The sequence below is a fragment of the Algibacter sp. R77976 genome (genome assembly GCF_044594645.1).
Lineage (GTDB): Bacteria > Bacteroidota > Bacteroidia > Flavobacteriales > Flavobacteriaceae > Algibacter_B.
In genome coordinates, this window is the sequence record NZ_CP138989.1 from 2,747,712 (window position 1) to 2,766,596 (window position 18,885).

At 31.9% G+C, this 18,885-nt stretch carries 14 protein-coding genes; 10 read left to right on the top strand and 4 right to left on the bottom strand.

All coding sequences use genetic code 11. The features are described from left to right. Window positions 1-14: 14 nt before the first annotated feature. A complete protein-coding gene (locus SJY43_RS11725; RefSeq protein WP_396600931.1) occupies window positions 15-1,379 on the top strand; it encodes a response regulator in 1,365 nt (454 codons plus the stop codon). Window positions 1,380-1,427: 48 nt separating this feature from the next. Here the strand turns inward: SJY43_RS11725 and SJY43_RS11730 are convergent, their stop codons facing one another. Then, window positions 1,428-1,808, bottom strand: coding sequence for a RidA family protein (locus tag SJY43_RS11730; protein WP_396600932.1), 381 nt, complete (start codon window positions 1,806-1,808; stop codon window positions 1,428-1,430). A 96-nt stretch (window positions 1,809-1,904) separates the two neighbouring features. After that, window positions 1,905-4,655 (bottom strand): putative LPS assembly protein LptD, encoded by a 2,751-nt coding sequence (locus SJY43_RS11735; RefSeq protein WP_396600933.1) that lies wholly within the window; start codon window positions 4,653-4,655, stop codon window positions 1,905-1,907. Between the two features lie 174 nt (window positions 4,656-4,829). Between SJY43_RS11735 and SJY43_RS11740 the strand changes: the two genes are divergently transcribed. The 8 genes from SJY43_RS11740 to bshA all read left to right on the top strand — a co-directional run bounded on the left by SJY43_RS11740 (window position 4,830) and on the right by bshA (window position 14,603). Continuing rightward, window positions 4,830-5,924 (top strand): N-acetylmuramoyl-L-alanine amidase, encoded by a 1,095-nt coding sequence (locus SJY43_RS11740; protein ID WP_396600934.1) that lies wholly within the window; start codon window positions 4,830-4,832, stop codon window positions 5,922-5,924. Between the two features lie 52 nt (window positions 5,925-5,976). Further along, on the top strand, window positions 5,977-6,918 hold the full coding sequence (locus SJY43_RS11745; protein ID WP_396600935.1) for an MlaD family protein: 942 nt from the start codon (window positions 5,977-5,979) through the stop codon (window positions 6,916-6,918). A 5-nt stretch (window positions 6,919-6,923) separates the two neighbouring features. Next, window positions 6,924-8,246 carry a 4Fe-4S dicluster domain-containing protein gene (locus SJY43_RS11750; protein WP_396600936.1) on the top strand — a complete coding sequence of 441 codons (1,323 nt, stop codon included), beginning with the start codon at window positions 6,924-6,926 and terminating at the stop codon, window positions 8,244-8,246. Window positions 8,247-8,252: 6 nt separating this feature from the next. Next, complete coding sequence (locus SJY43_RS11755) at window positions 8,253-8,912, top strand: hypothetical protein (RefSeq protein ID WP_396600937.1); 660 nt, start codon at window positions 8,253-8,255, stop codon at window positions 8,910-8,912. Between the two features lie 113 nt (window positions 8,913-9,025). After that, window positions 9,026-9,817 carry a (Fe-S)-binding protein gene (locus tag SJY43_RS11760; RefSeq protein WP_396600938.1) on the top strand — a complete coding sequence of 264 codons (792 nt, stop codon included), beginning with the start codon at window positions 9,026-9,028 and terminating at the stop codon, window positions 9,815-9,817. Window positions 9,818-9,863: 46 nt separating this feature from the next. Next, on the top strand, window positions 9,864-10,349 hold the full coding sequence (locus SJY43_RS11765) for an ABC transporter ATPase (protein WP_396600939.1): 486 nt from the start codon (window positions 9,864-9,866) through the stop codon (window positions 10,347-10,349). Window positions 10,350-10,467: 118 nt separating this feature from the next. Then, the gene (locus SJY43_RS11770) at window positions 10,468-13,386 is read left to right on the top strand and encodes a glycoside hydrolase family 3 N-terminal domain-containing protein (RefSeq protein WP_396600940.1); all 2,919 of its coding nucleotides are present in this window, start codon (window positions 10,468-10,470) and stop codon (window positions 13,384-13,386) included. Window positions 13,387-13,466: 80 nt separating this feature from the next. Then, on the top strand, window positions 13,467-14,603 hold the full coding sequence (gene bshA / locus SJY43_RS11775; protein WP_396600941.1) for an N-acetyl-alpha-D-glucosaminyl L-malate synthase BshA: 1,137 nt from the start codon (window positions 13,467-13,469) through the stop codon (window positions 14,601-14,603). Between the two features lie 45 nt (window positions 14,604-14,648). Here the strand turns inward: bshA and SJY43_RS11780 are convergent, their stop codons facing one another. Together SJY43_RS11780 and SJY43_RS11785 are read right to left on the bottom strand one after the other, a co-directional pair. Next, complete coding sequence (locus tag SJY43_RS11780; protein WP_396600942.1) at window positions 14,649-15,164, bottom strand: hypothetical protein; 516 nt, start codon at window positions 15,162-15,164, stop codon at window positions 14,649-14,651. 140 nt (window positions 15,165-15,304) lie between these two features. Then, window positions 15,305-15,784, bottom strand: a complete 480-nt coding sequence (locus tag SJY43_RS11785) for a hypothetical protein (RefSeq protein WP_396600943.1) — start codon at window positions 15,782-15,784, stop codon at window positions 15,305-15,307. A 150-nt stretch (window positions 15,785-15,934) separates the two neighbouring features. Between SJY43_RS11785 and SJY43_RS11790 the strand changes: the two genes are divergently transcribed. Beyond that, the gene (locus SJY43_RS11790; RefSeq protein WP_396600944.1) at window positions 15,935-18,856 is read left to right on the top strand and encodes an FAD-binding and (Fe-S)-binding domain-containing protein; all 2,922 of its coding nucleotides are present in this window, start codon (window positions 15,935-15,937) and stop codon (window positions 18,854-18,856) included. Window positions 18,857-18,885: the final 29 nt, after the last annotated feature.

Genomic DNA, 18,885 nt, shown 5'->3' on the forward strand with positions numbered 1-18,885 from the left:
TTACGCAATTAAAAATGAAGAAGACATTATCTTTTTTCATTTTCGTATGTATTGCTGTTATTTTAATAATTGGTTATGTATTCTTAGAAAAGAAGATTTTTATAGAAAGCGCTGCATTATTTTTGTTTGTGTTAGCTATTATTCAAGTTATTGCCTTACAGTTCTTCTTAAAGAATCAACTTAAAAATGATGTTGTAAAAAGTAATTTAAGACTCCGGCTAGATGAATTAAAAGAGCGCTTAGAGTCTGCTGAAGAATTAGCTAACCATAATTCTGTTTATTTAGCAAATATGAGTTATGAAGTACGTACGCCCTTAAATACTGTTTTAGGGATGCTGAATATGCTAAAACAAACAGATTTAAATAGTGACCAAACTGCACAGGTTGAAATTGCCGAATACTCTTCAAAACATTTATTACAATTGGTTAATATGGTAACCGATAATACTAAAGTAAATGATGGCGACTTAAAGTTAGATTTTAAGTCTGTTGATTTAAAAACAGATTTATCTAAATTATTTAAAGTATTTGAGTACCAAGCATGGGAAAAAGGGTTGGCATTTGAATATAAATTTTTATCTGAAGAAAAAGGTAAGTTTTTAGTGTTAGCTGATTCTGCTAGAATTCAGCAAGTATTAATAAACTTGATTAATAATGCTATAAAATTCACTAATGCAGGTACAATATCTTTAATTGTAGATCAATCTGTTGGTATTGATAACGACCAGATTATTACCTTTTATATTAAGGATACAGGAATAGGGATGAAACCTCAAGATGCAAAACGTGTTTTTAATAATTTTGATGGGGTTTACAATAATGCTTTTAAAAAGGATTATAGAGGCGGTGGAATGGGATTATCTATTTCTCATAAATTAGTAGAGCTTTTAGGAGGTGAACTTAAATTAGAAAGTAAAGAAAACGAGGGTTCTACATTTTATTTCAGTCTTCAATTAAAAAAGACTTTAAATATTAAACCTGTTGAGGCAATTGAAAAACCTGTTTTATCTGATAAGTTTAGTGTGCTAGTTGCCGAAGATAATAGAATGAATCAAAAGGTTATTAAGTTTCTTCTAGAAAAGCAAGGTGCTGATTGTACGTTTGCAAAAAACGGAAGAGAAGCAGTAGACTTATATAAGATTTTAGATTTCGATATGATTTTTATGGACATATACATGCCAGATATGGATGGGTATGAGGCTACAAAGTTTATAAAAGAAACAGATAAATATTTAAAAAATAAAACTCCAATTATTGGCGTTTCTGCAAGTGCTTTCGAGAAAGATATTGAAAAAGCGAAACTAGCAGGAATTGATGATTTTTTATCAAAACCTATTGATAAAGAAAAACTGAAAAGTTTACTTGTAAAGTTTTCCTAAGACAAATAGTATTTCAGCTTAGAATATTATTTTGTATTAAAACCTATACTATTTAACAGCAATTACACTAATTTCTACATTAACATTTTTTGGTAATCTAGCAACTTCAACAGTTTCTCTAGCTGGCGCATTAGCTTCATCAAAATAACTTCCGTAAACTTTGTTAATAAGAGCAAAATCATCCATATTACTAATAAAGATAGACGATTTGATAACATGTTCAAACGTCATATTAGCAGCTTCTAAAACAGCTTTTAAGTTCTGCATAACTTGTTTAGTTTCTTCTGTAATATTTTCTAAAACTAAAATGTTTGACTCAGGATTTATAGCAATTTGACCAGAAGTATATAAAGTATTACCTGTTAATATAGCTTGGTTGTATGGACCAATAGGAGCAGGGGCATTTTTAGTTGTTATAATCGTTTTCATAATAATATATTATTTTCATTTCCTTGAAGAAGGAAATCTTATTACCATTCTTAATGTTAAACCTTCTAAGGTAAATGTTAATTGGTATTTATCGATTTACAATTGAATATCTGGTTGTCTTCGTTTTTCATATTTAAGATCACTTAAGATACTAGATTTTATACCAATAAAGAAATTCCAAGAACTTCGAGTACTAAAAGGTACCCAACTAAAATTCATTCTCCAACTTAACAAATCACGTTCAAAACGGAGTTGTGTATAGGTGAAACCTGCATTTTTTAAATCGTAACCCGATGAACCTCCCACAGACCATTTAGAAGAGAGTTCAATATCGCCAGAAAACATAAGTGAATGCGATGAAATTTCACTTTGCCTTTGGCTATTCGAGTAGTTAACTGCGTATGCGACCCTGAAATTCCAGGGTATTTTATAATTATATAATTCGCTAGGTTTTTCTTCTTTGTCGTCATCTTCGTCCTGCATTTGTTTGTTTGCAAAATCTTCAGAAACACCAAACAAGTCATCTGCTCGACCACCACTCCGTTTATTTTCTTCAATACCGGAATTGTTCTTTTTATTCTTGCCTCCATCTGAACTAGAAAATGACCAACTGGCATTCATGTTAGCACTTGTTAGCCTAAAAAGGCTACCACCATTATCAATATTGTATGTATCAATTCTGTTGTTATTATTATCTAAAGCGTAAGGATCTAATGTAGCACCAAAATTAACGCTCATTTTATTATTAAAGAGTTGCGTACCACCACTCATTCTCACAGGACTCCATTGTAATGAATCTCCAGCAAAATTATAAGATGTAGAAAAGTTTAAATTGTTTAACAGAACTACCTTTTTTGCTTCTGTAGCAGTACTGTCTTTATCTCTAACTTTTGCTTCAAGATTGTTAGAAAGAGAAATTCCCATTGAGCTTGAAAAGTTTTTATTCGGAGAACCAAATAAACCATCCTCAAACCTACTATAGTCAACATCGCTAGTTGTTAAACCATCAGCACTAACAACTTCATAAGAATCATAATATTTATCAAAAGAGGGGTTAATGTTATAACTAATAGAAGGCCTCATAACGTGCCTAATAGCTTTGATTTTTCTATCTTTTCCTTCTTTTTCGAAGTTAAACATTCCATAAATAGTGGTACCAATACTAGTACTAAAGTTATATGTTCTAAACGAATCAAAACCATTAATTGTTTCTTCAACAACTTCTTGATTCGTAGTGTCGTAAGTTTTATCCACAGTTTTAAAGGTCCATACTTCATTAAAATTAGTACTAGCACTCGCACTAAAATACTTAAACAATTTAAAGTTTGTAGTTAATGGTATACTGTGTTGAAATCCAGCTTTCGCATCGTCAAACATTTCTTTTTTGAAGAATAATGAATCAGTAGTTTCAATTCTGTTTTCTGCACGTAAATTATATTGGAAATTTACATTTTGAATAATACCCTTTTTAGTACCTGCTTTTGATGCAAAGGGATAGATTCTACCAACACTTCCTTGAAATGTAGGAAGCGTCATATTGATGCTTTCTGTATTGGTATTTTGAGAATGCGTGGCAGTTAGACTAATATTTACTTGAGGCTCGCCTTGAAACGTTTTTGAATATGAAACGGATGATGCTAAGGTATTATTTAAAAAAGATGCAACATTTACTTGATTTATAGATTGTTGATAGTAAGAACTACTACCTAAGTTAACTGAAGCAGAGAAACGAGAACTAGGGTTAGCTTTAGAATCTTGACTGTGAGACCAACGTAAATTATAAATAGTATTTACCGCATAATCAGAGAATCCGCGCTCGCTTGTAATTAAGTTTTCATATCTAAAACCAACATTACCTCTAAATCTATATCGTTTCGCATAGGTGTTTTCTAATCGAATACCATAACTACCGTTAGTATAATAATCACCTAAAACGGCTAAATCAACATAATCATTAATGGCAAAATAATACCCGCCATTTTGTAAAAAGTAACCACGATCATTTTGTTCTCCAAAAGTTGGTATAATAACCCCAGAGGTTTGCGTTTCACTTTGCGGGAAAAACCCAAAAGGTAGTCCAAGCGGCGTAGGAACATCATAAATAAATAGATTCGCTAACCCGGTTACAATTTTTTTTCCTGGAACAATTTTAGCTTTACGCAGTTTTAAATAATATTCTGGATCTTCAAGGTTTTCGGCAGTTGTGTATTTCGCATCTTTTACAAAATAAACAGAATCGTTCTCTTTTTTAGTAATCTCTGAAATAACAGTACCTTCGCCTTGTTCTGTTTTAGAATTATAGATTAGTGCTTTTTGAGTTTCGGTATTAAAAACGATTGAATCTGGTTCTACAACATTACCACTTTGTGTAAAAACAGGTTTTTGAGTGTATCCATCAATAGAATCTGTTATGCCTTTTGCGTAAACCGTATTTGTATTATAATCTATGGTTATATCACCGGCCGTAATATTCATATCGCCATAATCAATCCTAGCTTCATTAAATAAATAAAGTTTTTGCTTTTTATTACTAAACCTAGTGTAATCACTAGCGTGATATTTAACAATATGTTCTAAAAGATCTTTTTTAGGTTTAATAGAATCTTTAGCAATAGTGTCCTGAGTTTTTTCTGAAGTTTCTGTAACAACAAGACTATCAATACTAGTAACTAAACTATCTTTTATAGTTCTGTTAATAGTCCGTCCTTTAGTTTGGATATCTTGAGAAAAGCTTAACGTGCTGATAAACACAGTAAAACTTAGTGCAAAAAGTATTTTAAAGTTGTTTGTATGCAACGCTTTTAAATGTATTTTTGTAAAAGTATGGCTCGGTTTTTGAAAAGTCAAAATTACATATATTTTTTTGTGATTGATTTAATAATCAATTAAATATTTAAAATTAAAATAAACTAAGTTTTTAACTCGTTAAAAAGCCTAAAACAAATAACAATTGTTGCATCAATAATGATGCCTTGGTTTGTGTTTTTTGAAAACAATTCTTAAAATAATAGTATTTACCAAATGAAAACGAACAACATCTTAATTTTCGTATCTTTTATAATAGTATTAACATTTCACTCATTTGTTAATGCTCAAAGTGCATCCAATAAATTTGTAGTTGTTTTAGATGCAGGTCATGGAGGAAAAGACCCTGGTAATTTAGGAAATGGTTATAGAGAAAAAGATATTGCTTTAAAAACGGTTTTGGCTGTTGGAAAGGCATTAGAGAAAAATCCGAATATAAAAGTGGTTTATACACGTAAAACAGATGTTTTTATAGACTTATTTGTTAGAGGTAAGATTGCTAATAAAGAAAAAGCCGATTTATTTGTTTCCATTCATTGTGATTCGCATACGTCCCAAGCTTATGGAGCAGGTACGTTTGTATTAGGAACACATAGAAACCAAACCAATTTTGAAGTTGCAAAAAAAGAAAACTCTGTAATTTTTATGGAGGAAGATTACGAGAAAAACTATGCTGGATTCGATCCTAACTCGCCAGAATCTGTAATGAGTATTTTATTAAGTCAAGAAGAATACCTAGACCAAAGCATACAATTAGCAAGTTTAATTCAAAAACACTTTACCAGTAAGTTAAAAAGAAAGGATAGAAAGGTTAAACAAGCAGGTTTTATAGTGTTGCATCAAACAGTTATGCCTAGTGTGTTAGTTGAATTGGGCTTTTTAACAAATAATAAAGAAGGCGCCTATTTAAATTCTAAAAAAGGACAACAGCAAATGGCAGATGCTATAAAAAATGCTATTTTACAATACAAGGCAAGTTTAGATACCAACGTTTCAGATTATAGAATAACAGAAGAAAGCAATAATGTAAATACGTCTAATTTAGCAAATATCATTTTTAAAGTACAAATTGCAGCAAGCTCAAAAGCATTAGAAACAAAGCCATATAACTTTAAAGGCTTAAGAACTATTTCGAGGTCGAAAGCAGGTAGTTTGTATAAATATTTTTATGGTAACACGTCTGATTACGAGCAAATAAAGCAACTAAACAAAGAAGCTAAAAGTAAAGGTTATAACTCAAGTTTTATAGTGGCTTTTAAAGATGGTAAGAAGATAGCACTTGCCGAGGCTTTAAAATCAATACCTAATTAGAAGCTTACTTCTTAAATTTATATTAAATTTGTTTTATTAAAAACAATCAATTTTGAAAATAACAAAAGAAGTAAAAACAGGGGTACTTGTATTATTAGGTATCATTTTATTGTATTATGGCTTTAATTACCTTAAAGGTAAAGACCTTTTTAATTCTTCACTTACTTTTTATACAGAATATGAAAATGTTGAAGGTTTAGTACCATCTACACCAGTAACTATTAACGGATTAAGTGTTGGTAAAGTTACCAGTATTGATTTTAAAGGTGATGGCTCAGGGAAACTCCTAATTGAGCTTATGGTAAATAGTGATTTTGAATTTTCGAAAAATAGTACAGCCGAATTGTATGAAACAGGGTTAATAGGCGGAAAGGCTATTGCCATTGTTCCTGCCTTTGATGGTGCAGAAAAAGCTAAAGAAGGAAACAAACTTTTAGGAACTAAAAAAGCAGGCTTAACAGATTTAGTAAACCAACGGTTAACGCCTTTGCAAGAAAAAATTGAAATCATGATGGTAGGTGCAGATTCTTTACTTGCCAACATAAATGATATTTTTGATGAAAAAACAAAAGCACATCTTAGAACGAGTATTGCTGGGTTAAGTGCAACAATAGAATCGTTTAAAGGCACTTCAAATTCATTAAATAAATTAATGAAAGACAATGAAGCTAAAATTAGTTCTGTATTAACAAATGCAGAAAAAGCATCTAGCGATTTAAATAAAATTACGGGTTCTCTATCAGAATCAGATTTGGGACAAACCGTTAAGAATTTAGAATCTACTTTAAATAATTTCGATGCTATTTTATCTGATTTAGATAAAGGAAAAGGCTCAATGGGTAAACTTCTAAAAGATGAAGCGCTTTATAATAATTTAGAAGCGGCATCAAAAGAAATGGAAGCTTTAATTAAAGATATTAAATTACATCCGGCACGTTACAGACGTATTTTATCGAAAAAAGAAATTCCTTATAAAGAACCAGAATCTAACTAATATTTATGGAATATTTACCCAACATAGTGTTTGCAATTATACTCATTCTGGGTATAGGTTATTTTGCAAATAACGTTAAAAAGCTAATCAGGAATATTAAACTTGGTCAAGATACAGATGTAAGCGATAATAAATCGCAACGCTGGAAAAACATGGCTATGATTGCTTTAGGGCAAAGTAAAATGGTGCGTCGTCCAATTTCAGGATTCTTGCACGTTGTTGTATACGTTGGTTTTATTATAATTAATATAGAAGTTTTAGAAATTATAATAGATGGCTTATTTGGTACACACCGTATTGGTTTAAGTGTATTGCCAACTTCTATTTATGGTTTTCTAATTGGAACTTTCGAAATTTTAGCATGCTTAGTTTTTGTTGCTGTAATTATATTCTGGATTCGTAGAAATGTTATTAAAATAGCGCGTTTCTGGAAAAGCGAAATGACAAGCTGGCCTAAAAATGATGGTAATTACATTCTGTATTTCGAAATGGTATTAATGACGCTGTTTTTAGTTATGAATGCTACCGATTTACATTTTCAAGCCTTAAATTCAGGGAATGTAATTAGTCAATATATTGCACCTTGGTTTTCAGGGTTGCCAGAAACAACGCTTCATTTTATAGAACGTGGTGCATGGTGGATACATATTGTTGGGATTTTAATCTTTTTAAATTACCTATATTTTTCAAAGCATTTGCACATATTATTAGCATTCCCAAATACATTTTATGGCAGTTTAAAACCAAAAGGACAACTTAATAATTTAGAGGCTGTAACCAAAGAGGTTAAAATGATGATGGATCCAAACGCAGATCCATTTGCGGCACCAGCAGAAGGAGCAGAAGGAGCAGAAGACGATGTTCCTGCAAAATTTGGAGCCAGCGATGTACAAGATTTAAATTGGGTACAACTACTTAATGCATATACCTGTACAGAATGTGGACGTTGTACTAGCGAATGCCCAGCAAACCAAACCGGTAAAAAACTATCGCCTAGAAAAATAATGATGGATACCCGCGACCGTCTAGAGGAAGTAGGTAAAAATATAGATGCCAATAATGGTGAGTTTAAAGACGACGGAAAACAATTATTAGGAGATTATATTACTAATGAAGAACTTTGGGCATGTACCACATGTAATGCTTGTGTAGAAGCTTGTCCTGTAAGTATCGATCCACTTTCTATTATTCTAGAAATGCGTCGTTATTTAGTTATGGAGCAATCTGCTGCACCAACAGAGTTAAATAATATGATGACAAATATTGAGAATAACGGAGCACCTTGGCCATACAATCAAATGGACAGACTTAACTGGAAAAACGAATAAACAAAAATGTCAAAGCTAAATAAACACATATTAAACTGCCTATTATTCACTTTTTTCATACTTTTAAGTGTAACTGGGTTTTCTCAAAATAATCAAGAAACTCAAAAACATTTAGATAGCTTAACCTTAAAAATGTTTAACGACATGAACCAAAGGGATTATGATGCTATTTTAGAAATGACGCACCCAAAAGTATTCGAAATGGTATCTAAAGAATCCTTAAAAAATGTTTTTAAGAGTATGTTTGAAGGTACAGAAGAGTTTACAATCGATGTTCCTAAAACCATTCCAGATTATAAAATATCTGAGGTATTTATAAACGAAAACGATAGTTTACAATATGCTTTTGTATCATATGATATGAAAATGAATATGACTTTTCATAATCAAAACTTTGACGATGCAGCCAAAGAAATGATGATTCCAATGATGAAATCTAAAGGTATTGATGTTACTTTTATATCTGAAAATAGCATGAGTATGTTTATGAACAATAGGATGACAATCATGCTAAAAGACAACCATACAAACCATAAATGGGTTATGGTAAATTACGATGCAGATTCACCGTTATTCTATCAAATAGTACCAACAAGTTTGTTGGAAAGCGCAAAAGAGTACAACCAGAATTTAATGCTAGAAAGCGCAAAAGAAAAAGAAGAATAATTTAATAATTAGGGCGTTACCCGAAAAGGGTCGGGCTTTCGGCAGTCGCTTCCCGAAGAAAAATCGGGAGAGCTTCAACAAAGCCTCAATCCCTAACGCAAAATATAAAACGTATGAGCGAATTACTAAAAGTACCAACTATGGCCGAGTGTATGGCACAAGGTAAACAACCAGAAATATTGTTTTGGGTAGGCTCTGCTGGTAGTTTTGATGATAGAGCCAAGAAAATAACAAGAGCCTTTGTTAAAATTTTAAACAAAGCAAATGTAGATTTCGCTGTATTAGGAACAGAAGAAAGTTGTACTGGAGACGTAGCAAAACGTGCCGGTAACGAATTCTTATTTCAAATGCAAGCGGTAACAAATATCGAGGTTTTAAACGCCTACGAAATAAAAAAAATAGTAACCTGCGATCCACATTCATTTAACTGCTTAAAAAACGAATACCCAAGTTTAGGTGGGCAATACGAAGTTTTACATCACACACAATTTATAAAACAACTTATTGCTGAGGGGAAGTTACAAGGTCTAAACGATAAGTATAAAGGAAAACGCATAACATTTCACGATCCTTGTTATTTAGGGAGAGCAAATAGTGAATACGATGCGCCAAGAGATGTTTTAAAACAAACCCAGGCCACACTTGTAGAAATGAAAAAAAGTAAGCGTACCGCATTATGTTGTGGGGCAGGAGGCGCTCAAATGTTTAAAGAACCCGAAAAAGGCGATATGGACATTAATATTCTTCGTACCGAAGGTGCTCTAGAAACCAACCCAGATATTATTGCTACAGGTTGCCCGTATTGCAATACCATGATGACAGATGGTATAAAAGTAAAAGAAAAAGAAAGAGATGTAGACGTAATGGATATCGCAGAATTAATTGCAAATGCCCAAGATTTATAAGTTCAGCTATCATAAAATCGTTAATCGTAATTCATAAATAGTTTTAATGCAAGTAGATTTTAACACATTACCAGAAGAATCACGAGTTTGGATATACCAAGCCAATCGTTCGTTTTCAGAAAAAGAACTAGAAGAGATTCAATCTAAACTTGATATTTTTTTAGGAAATTGGGCAGCTCATGGAAGCGACTTACAAGCAGGTTATACCATTAAATACAAGCGTTTTATAATTTTAGGATTAAATCAAAACCAAAATAAAGCAACAGGTTGTTCTATTGATGCTTCAGTACGTTTTATTCAGCAATTAGAAACAGAATATAATGTCGATTTAATGGATAAAATGAATGTGTCTTATAAACAAGGTGATTTTGTCGCTTATAAAACATTATCAGATTTTAGAAAAATGGCAAAAGATAAAGCCGTTTCAAAAAAAACAATTGTCTTCAATAATTTAGTAACTAATATAGCTGAGTTTAAAGAAAACTGGGAGGTGCCAGCTAGCGAAAGTTGGCATGGACGATTTTTAAAATAAAAACTTCTTTATAAATCTATCTTAAAGTCTTTTCATCTTCTTTTTAAAAGTATTATTTTGGCATGATTATTAATGTTTAATAACTAGCATTAATAATGCCCCTTAATTAATCTTTTTTATGCGTCAAATCTATATTACCGTAATCACTTTTTTTCTGGTATTACAAGCAAGTGCTCAAACCAACAATAATCCGCTTTTAACTCCAGATGTAGAAGCTCAAAAAAAATGGGTAGATAGTTTATATACATCCATGACTTTAGCTCAGAAAGTAGGGCAACTATATATGGTTCAAGTCATGTCTAATCAAGATGAAGCCACAAAAAACAAGGTAGTTAAAACCATAAAAGATCATCATATTGGTGGTATTATATATTCCAATGGAGGACCCAATAGGCAAGCAAGATTAAATAACGAATTACAATCATTTTCTAAAATACCAATGTTAATTGGTATGGATGCAGAGTGGGGTTTAAGCATGCGTTTAGATTCTACATACGCATTTCCTTGGAATATGACACTTGGCGCTATTAAAGACAATAGATTAGTTGAACAGGCAGGAAGACAAATAGGAGAACATTGTAAGCGATTAGGCGTTCACTTTAATTTTGCACCAGTTGTTGATATAAATACGAATCCTAAAAACCCAATTATTGGTAATAGGTCGTTTGGTGAAGACCGAGATAATGTAACAGAAAAAGCTTCGGCTTTTATGAAAGGTATGCAAGATGCTGGTGTTTTGGCAAATGCAAAACATTTTCCAGGTCATGGAGATACCGATCAAGATTCCCATCTTACCTTACCAACTATTAGTTTTAATGAGAAACGTATAGATTCTATAGAGCTTTATCCATACAAAAAATTGATAACAGAAGGGTTATCTAGTGTTATGGTAGCGCATTTAAATGTGCCTAGTTTAGAATCTCGCGAAGGCTATCCGTCTTCATTATCCAAACATATTGTAACTGATATTTTAAAAGAGCGGTTAGGGTTTCAAGGGCTAATTTTTACAGATGCACTTACTATGAAAGGTGCTGCAGATTTTAGTGAAACAGGTGCTATTGATTTAGCTGCTTTTAAAGCAGGGAACGATGTTATGTTAATGTCTGAAAATGTGGGTATTGGTGTTTCAAAAATTATTGAAGCTTATAATAATGGTGATATTTCTGAAGCACGTTTAGAACATTCGGTTAAAAAAATTCTTCAAGCAAAATACAAGGTTGGTTTGCATCATTACGAACCTGTTGGACTTTATAATTTATCAAAAGATTTAAATAGATTAAAAGATGATATCTTGTATGAAGAATTACTTGAAAATGCAATAACAGTTGTAAAGAACGATAATGATTTATTACCACTAAGACGACTAGAAACTAAAAGCATTGCCTATGTAAAATTGGGTGACGATTCTGGTTCTGCCTTTTTAGATGAATTAAAGAAATTTGCTAAAGTACATACGGTTTCTTCTGATAATTTATATTCTTTAATGGGGAATTTAAAGCCTTATAATACGGTTATAATTGGTTTTCATCGTTCTAATGATTCACCTTGGAAAAACTTTAAATTCACTAATAAAGATTTGGTTTGGTTACATGAAATAGCGCAAAGCCATACCGTAATTATTGATGCTTTTGTAAAACCTTATGCGCTTTCTAAACTAAAAACTTTAGAGAATATTGAGAGTATTGTTGTTAGTTATCAAAATAGTGAAATTGCACAAAGAAAATCGGCACAACTTATTTTTGGTGCTATCCCATCAAAAGGTAATTTACCAGTTTCTATAGGGAATTATTTTAAAGCTGGTGACGGGATTTATAATAATGAAATTAAACGTCTAGGTTACACGATTCCTGAACGTGTTGGAGTGAATTCTGAAAAATTAAAGAAACTGGATTCTGTAGCGCAACATGCTGTTGATGGTAAAATGACACCGGGAATTCAATTATTAGTTGCCAGAAAGGGTAAAGTTATTTATAATAAGAATTTTGGTAAACACACCTATAACGGAAAAGAAAAAGTTGGGTTTGATGATATTTATGATGTTGCTTCATTAACAAAAATTCTAGCAACACTTCCATTATTAATGGAGCTAGAAGAACAAGGTATAGTATCGTTAAACACTAAGCTTTCAACTATTTTACCAGAATATAAAAGCTCTAATAAAGCAAATATTACTTTAAAAAGTATGCTATCTCATTATGCTCAATTAAGACCTTGGGAACCTTTTTATTATCACACTTTAGATACGGTTACTAAACGTCCTAGTCGAAAATATTATAGAAAAGAACGTAGTGATGGATTTAATGTTGAAGTGTCTAAGAATTTGTTTTTAAGAACTGATTATCAAGATTCTTTGCCTGAAATCATTAAGAATTCAGAACTACTAGAACGCAAAAGGTATCGCTATAGTGACTTTCCATATTATATTTTAAAGAAATTTATTGAACAACATTACGACAGAACTCTTGATGAGTTGGTACAATCACATTTTTATGAGTCGTTAGGAGCAAATTATACTTTGTATAACCCTTATTATAAAATTAGTAGTAAAAAAATTGTACCTACAGAGATTGATGATTATTACAGATACGGAAAAATTCATGGATATGTGCATGATATGGGAGCTGCCATGCAAAATGGAGTAGGTGGCCATGCTGGTGTTTTTAGTAACGCAAATGATGTTGCAAAAATTATGCAAATGTATTTACAGAGAGGTTTTTATGGCGGTAAGCGCTATTTAAAACCAGAAACTATAGATAAGTTTAATACCTGTTATTATTGTAGTGAAAATAATAGAAGAGGTATTGGTTTTGATAAGCCGCAGCTAGGAGATGTTGGCCCAACATGCGGTTGTATATCAATGACTAGTTTTGGTCATTCAGGCTTTACAGGAACATATGCATGGGCAGATCCAGAAGAAGAGATTGTGTATGTGTTTTTAGCTAATAGAACTTATCCACATGCTGGTAAAAATCTATTGTTAAAAGAAAATATTAGAACAGAGATTCAAAGCTTAATTTACGAAGCGATAGAAGATTAGTAGTACTTAAAGTATTAATTTGAAAGTATTTAAAGTTGAACTTTAGACCCTAGAAAATTAAGACGTTTAAAACTTAATAAATGAAAATAGGTATTGTTTGTTATCCAACATTTGGAGGTAGTGGCGTTGTAGCCACAGAGTTAGGTTTAGAGTTATCTAAGCGTGGACACGAAATTCATTTTATTACTTATAATCAACCGGTAAGACTAGAGTTGATAAGTAATAATGTACATTATCATGAAGTTACTGTACCTGAATATCCTTTATTTCATTACCAGCCTTATGAGTTAGCTTTATCAAGTAAATTAGTCGATATGGTAAAGCTACATAACATAGAAATACTTCATGTGCATTATGCAATACCTCATGCTTATGCAGCCTACATGGCTAAAAAAATGCTACAAGAAGAAGGTTATAATGTGCCCATTGTAACAACATTGCACGGAACAGATATTACACTAGTTGGAAGTCATCCTTTTTATAAACCAGCAGTAACATTTAGTATTAACAAATCTGATGCAGTTACAACCGTTTCTAAAAGCTTAAAAGAAGATACATTACGCTTATTTGATATTAAAAAAGAAATAAGTGTCGTGCCAAATTTTATTGATTTAGAAAAGTATAACCATACGTTTACAGATTGTCAACGAGGTATGATGGCAACAGACGATGAGAAAATAATTACGCATATTAGTAATTTGCGACCTGTTAAGCGTGTTCAAGATGTAATAAGTGTATTTTATAATATCCAAAAGGAAATGCCTGCAAAACTTATGTTTATAGGTGAAGGTCCGGAAAAAGAAAAAGTTGAATTACAATGTCAAGAATTGGGTATCTTAGATAAAGTTGTTTTCTTCGGAAGAAGTAATGAGATTGATAAGATTCTATGTTTTAGTGATTTGTTCTTACTTCCTTCACTTACAGAAAGTTTTGGTTTAGTTGCTTTAGAAGCTATGGCTTCAGGAGTTCCAGTTATTTCTACTAATACAGGAGGTTTGCCAGAAGTTAATATAGATGGTGTTTCTGGGTTTTTAAGTCAAGTAGGAGATATTGAAGATATGACAAAAAACGCGCTGCATATTTTAAGTGATGAAACGCGTTTAAAAACATTTAAAGATAACGCACGTAACGAAGCCTTAAAATTCGATTTACATGCTATTGTGCCTAAATACGAGGCTATTTATGAGGATACTTTAGCTAAATGTTTGGTTTTATAAATATTTTATAGTGCCATTATATTGAAAATATAATTTAGAGCTTACTTAGTTACATTCTGTACATGTTAAAATAAGACTGGACATATTTAATAGCATGGTTTCATAATTACCAGTTATACTTAAGATTCCATTAATTGTAGCACTATTAGTACTTTCGTCATATTTGGTAATGGTTAAACGACCAGTATCTCCAGAAAAATCTTTATAAGAATCTACATAAGTTGCATTGGCATAAACAGTATTCGAATTAATATTAAAACTATATTCTGTATTTACTTTAAAAGCTTCACTATCAGGATCATTGTCAATTAGGTTGAGGGTAAGCTCTCCAATATTAGAGCCTTCAGCTTCTCCAGTTATATGTATTGAGAGTTTATTGGTGTTATTATAAAGGCCAGAAATAGTTGCAGTAACGTTTTCCATAACAAAGCCGCCACCACTTATAAAAGCTAAAGATAAGCTACCTTGTGCTTGTTGCTGTTCCTCTATAGAATCGTCACTTTCAGAACAAGACAGGGTTATTACAAATAAGAATAGGATAAGAGTTTTAATAGTTTTCATATTACTAATTTTAAGTTTATAGTAATACATAGTTTAAAAAGAAAAAAGTCATCAATTAAAATGAAGTTTTTATTAAGAAAAGTTTTAAACTAAAAAAAAGCACCTCGAAAGGTGCTTTTGAAAGTTGTATTTTAATATAATTAAAATTGGTAACGTATACCTAAAGCAATATCGAAATCTAAATCATTACTAAAATCACCAAAACCAATTTCTGGTCTAAAATCTAAAGATAATAATAATGGAATATCAAAATCGTATTCTATACCTACATCTCCCGCTATAAAAAGCGCCGTTTCGCTTACCCCATCTAAAAGATCTTTGCCGCTAAAAGAAGCTAAACCTCCACCAGCTCCAGCATACCAGTTAAAATCACCATCTAAAGGCATAACCCATTGATAAATCCCGGTAAGTTTAAATGCATTATAAGTGTTGCCGCTTCTCCAACCTAAATCGGCTTCTAATCTATTGCTTTCCCCTAAAGCACGTTGATAAGATATTTCAGCTCCAAAACCATCACTGTCTCCTAAACGCAATCCTATGGCATTTTCTGAAATATCTTGGGCATTTGATGTAAATGCAAAAGCTAATACTGTAAGTGATAATAAAAATAATTTTTTCATAATTAAAAGTTTTTAGTTCAATGAAATTATATACGCTCTTTTTAGTAAAAAAGACCATTTTTGAATATTCATAATGGTTTTGCAAAAATAACGCCAAAATTGTATTTATATTTATCTTCTTTTAAGTTTTATTAACATTTAAGGTTGAAGATGGCGCTAAGTCTATATTTAAAGGAGTTAAGAGATAGGTTAGAAGGTGAATTGTTTTATGATGATTTAATAAAATCTATATACGCTACAGATGCCTCGGTATATAGAAAACTACCATTAGCAGTTGCTTACCCAAAAAACGAAGATGACATAAAACACCTTATAACCTTTGCAAAAGCTAACCAAACATCCTTGATTCCTAGAACAGCAGGAACATCGTTAGCCGGGCAATGTGTTGGTAACGGAATAATAGTCGATGTGTCTAAGTATTTCACTAAGATTATTAAGTTAGACGAAAAGACACAAACAGTTACCGTACAACCAGGAGTAGTTCGTGATGCTTTAAATAATTATTTAAAACCTTATGGTTTATTTTTTGGACCGAATACATCAACATCAAATAGATGCATGCTAGGAGGTATGGTTGGAAATAACTCTTCGGGCACAACGTCTATACAGTATGGTGTTACAAGAGATAAGGTTTTAGAAATGCACACTATTTTAAGTGATGGTAGTCAAGTTGTTTTTGGAGACTTATCTTCTGAAACTTTTCAGCAGAAAACAAAGTTAGAATCATTAGAAGGTGATATTTATAAAACAATTTATAATGAGTTGAAGTCTGAAGCTGTACAGAAGCAAATTACAGACAATTTCCCAAAGCCAGAAATACACAGAAGAAATACAGGTTATGCCATAGATGAATTGATAAAATCTCAAGTATTTTTAGATGCTTCTGAAAATTTTAATATGTGTAAACTGCTTGCAGGAAGTGAGGGTACGTTGGCTTTTACGACACAAATCACTTTAAAGTTAGATAAGTTGCCACCAGCAGAATCTATAATGGTAGCAGCGCATTTTGATAGTGTAGAAAGCTGTATGAAGGCAGTGGTACCTGTTATGAAACACGACTTGTACACTTGCGAAATGATGGATAAAACCATTTTAGATTGTACAAAGCATAATAAAACTCAGCAGGAAAATAGACAGTTTATAGAAGGTGATCCAAAAGCTATTTTAATGTGTGAAGTTAAAGCTGACACATTAGAAGCTGTTAAGTTATTAGCCTTTAAACTTGAAAAAACAATTATAAATTCTGGTTTTAGTTACGCATACCCAAAACTTATTGGAGATGATATTAATAAAGCCGTTAACCTGCGTAGTGCAGGTTTAGGATTATTAGGAAATATTGTTGGTGATAAAAAAGGCGTTGCTTGTATTGAAGATACGGCCGTTGCATTACCCGATTTAGCAACCTTTATTTCTGAGTTTTCAAAGCTTATGAAAAACTATAAGCAAGATGCCATTTATTACGCACATGCTGGAGCTGGAGAAATTCATTTACGTCCTATTTTAGATTTAAAAAAGGCCGATGATGTTGATTTGTTTAGGAAAATAACAACTGACGTCGCGCATTTAGTAAAGAAATATAAAGGCTCTATGAGCGGCGAACATGGTGATGGCATTGTGCGTTCTGAGTTTATTTCATTGATGATTGGTAATGAAAATTACCAAATATTAAAAAAAATAAAATCTGCGTTTGATGTTGACAATATTTTTAATCCCGGTAAAATAATTGATCCTTTACCCATGGATAAGTCGCTTCGCTATGAAGTTGATAGGAAAGATTCAGAAATTAAAACACTTTTAGATTTTTCGAAATCTCAAGGTATTTTACGAGAGGCAGAAAAGTGTAATGGTTCTGGCGATTGCAGAAAACTTCCAGAATTTGGAGGTACGATGTGCCCGAGTTATAGAGCTACTAGAAACGAAAAAGATACCACCAGAGCGAGAGCAAATGCCTTGCGTGAATTTCTAACCAATTCTGAGAAGTCAAATAAATTTAATCATAAAGAGTTAAAAGATGTTTTCGATTTATGTTTAAGCTGTAAAGCGTGTTCTAGCGAATGCCCAAGTAGTGTAGATGTAGCAAGTTTAAAAGCCGAATTTCAATACCAATATCAAAATGAAAATGGAGTGCCTTTACGCACTAAATTGTTTGCTTATAATAACAGATTAAATCGATTTGGAAGTAAGCTGCCAGGGCTTACTAATTTTGTTTTCTCAAACCGATTAACAGCTTCATTATTAAAAAAATCTTTTGGTATTGCTAAAGAAAGAAGCTTGCCATTGATATCAAATAAAAGTTTAAGTGGTGAGTTTGAATTACTTGAAAAACAAGTGGTTAGTAGTAGATTTGTAAAAACGGTTTTCTTGTTTAATGATGAATTTACAAATCATCTTGATGCTTCAATTGGTTTAGATGCTATTCACCTGTTAAGAGGTTTAAATTATGATGTAAAGTTGATTGATAACGCCGAATCTGGTCGTTCATTTTTATCAAAAGGATTATTAGAACAAGCTAAAAATGTGGCAAATAAAAATGTCTCACTTTTTAAAGATAAAGTTTCAGAGGAAATGCCATTAATTGGTATTGAGCCTTCAGCAATTTTTACATTCAAAGACGAGTATTTAAAATTAGCAGACGATAAATCTTCCGCGGAAGCGATTGCAACACACACATTTTTAATAGAAGAATTTATTCAGAAAGAAATAGCATTAGGAAATATAAAGCCAGACCAATTCACTTTAGAGCATAAAACCATAAAGTTTCACGGGCATTGTCATCAAAAGGCTATGAGTAATCAATTATCGAGTTTTACGGTATTAAATTTACCAACAAATTATAAAGTAACCATAATACCAAGTGGCTGTTGCGGTATGGCAGGCAGTTTTGGTTATGAAAAAGAACATTACGAGGTGAGTATGCAAGTAGGGGAACAAACTTTATTTCCGGCAGTTAGAAAAGCTTCAAATGAAACATTAATATCTGCAAATGGAACAAGCTGCAGACATCAAATAAAAGATGGAACTCAGCGTGAAGCCAAACACCCGATTACAATTTTAAAAGAAGCTCTTGTTTAATTAAGTTTGTATCATAATAAAATATCGAT

Bases quoted from the DNA above. Each gene is read 5' to 3' on its own strand.
- SJY43_RS11725 (WP_396600931.1), top strand. From the start codon at position 15: ATGAAGAAGACATTATCTTTTTTCATTTTCGTATGTATTGCTGTTATT.
- SJY43_RS11730 (WP_396600932.1), bottom strand. From the start codon at position 1,808: ATGAAAACGATTATAACAACTAAAAATGCCCCTGCTCCTATTGGTCCA.
- SJY43_RS11740 (WP_396600934.1), top strand. From the start codon at position 4,830: ATGAAAACGAACAACATCTTAATTTTCGTATCTTTTATAATAGTATTA.
- SJY43_RS11750 (WP_396600936.1), top strand. From the start codon at position 6,924: ATGGAATATTTACCCAACATAGTGTTTGCAATTATACTCATTCTGGGT.
- SJY43_RS11755 (WP_396600937.1), top strand. From the start codon at position 8,253: ATGTCAAAGCTAAATAAACACATATTAAACTGCCTATTATTCACTTTT.
- SJY43_RS11760 (WP_396600938.1), top strand. From the start codon at position 9,026: ATGAGCGAATTACTAAAAGTACCAACTATGGCCGAGTGTATGGCACAA.
- SJY43_RS11765 (WP_396600939.1), top strand. From the start codon at position 9,864: ATGCAAGTAGATTTTAACACATTACCAGAAGAATCACGAGTTTGGATA.
- SJY43_RS11770 (WP_396600940.1), top strand. From the start codon at position 10,468: ATGCGTCAAATCTATATTACCGTAATCACTTTTTTTCTGGTATTACAA.
- bshA (WP_396600941.1), top strand. From the start codon at position 13,467: ATGAAAATAGGTATTGTTTGTTATCCAACATTTGGAGGTAGTGGCGTT.
- SJY43_RS11780 (WP_396600942.1), bottom strand. From the start codon at position 15,164: ATGAAAACTATTAAAACTCTTATCCTATTCTTATTTGTAATAACCCTG.
- SJY43_RS11785 (WP_396600943.1), bottom strand. From the start codon at position 15,784: ATGAAAAAATTATTTTTATTATCACTTACAGTATTAGCTTTTGCATTT.
- SJY43_RS11790 (WP_396600944.1), top strand. From the start codon at position 15,935: ATGGCGCTAAGTCTATATTTAAAGGAGTTAAGAGATAGGTTAGAAGGT.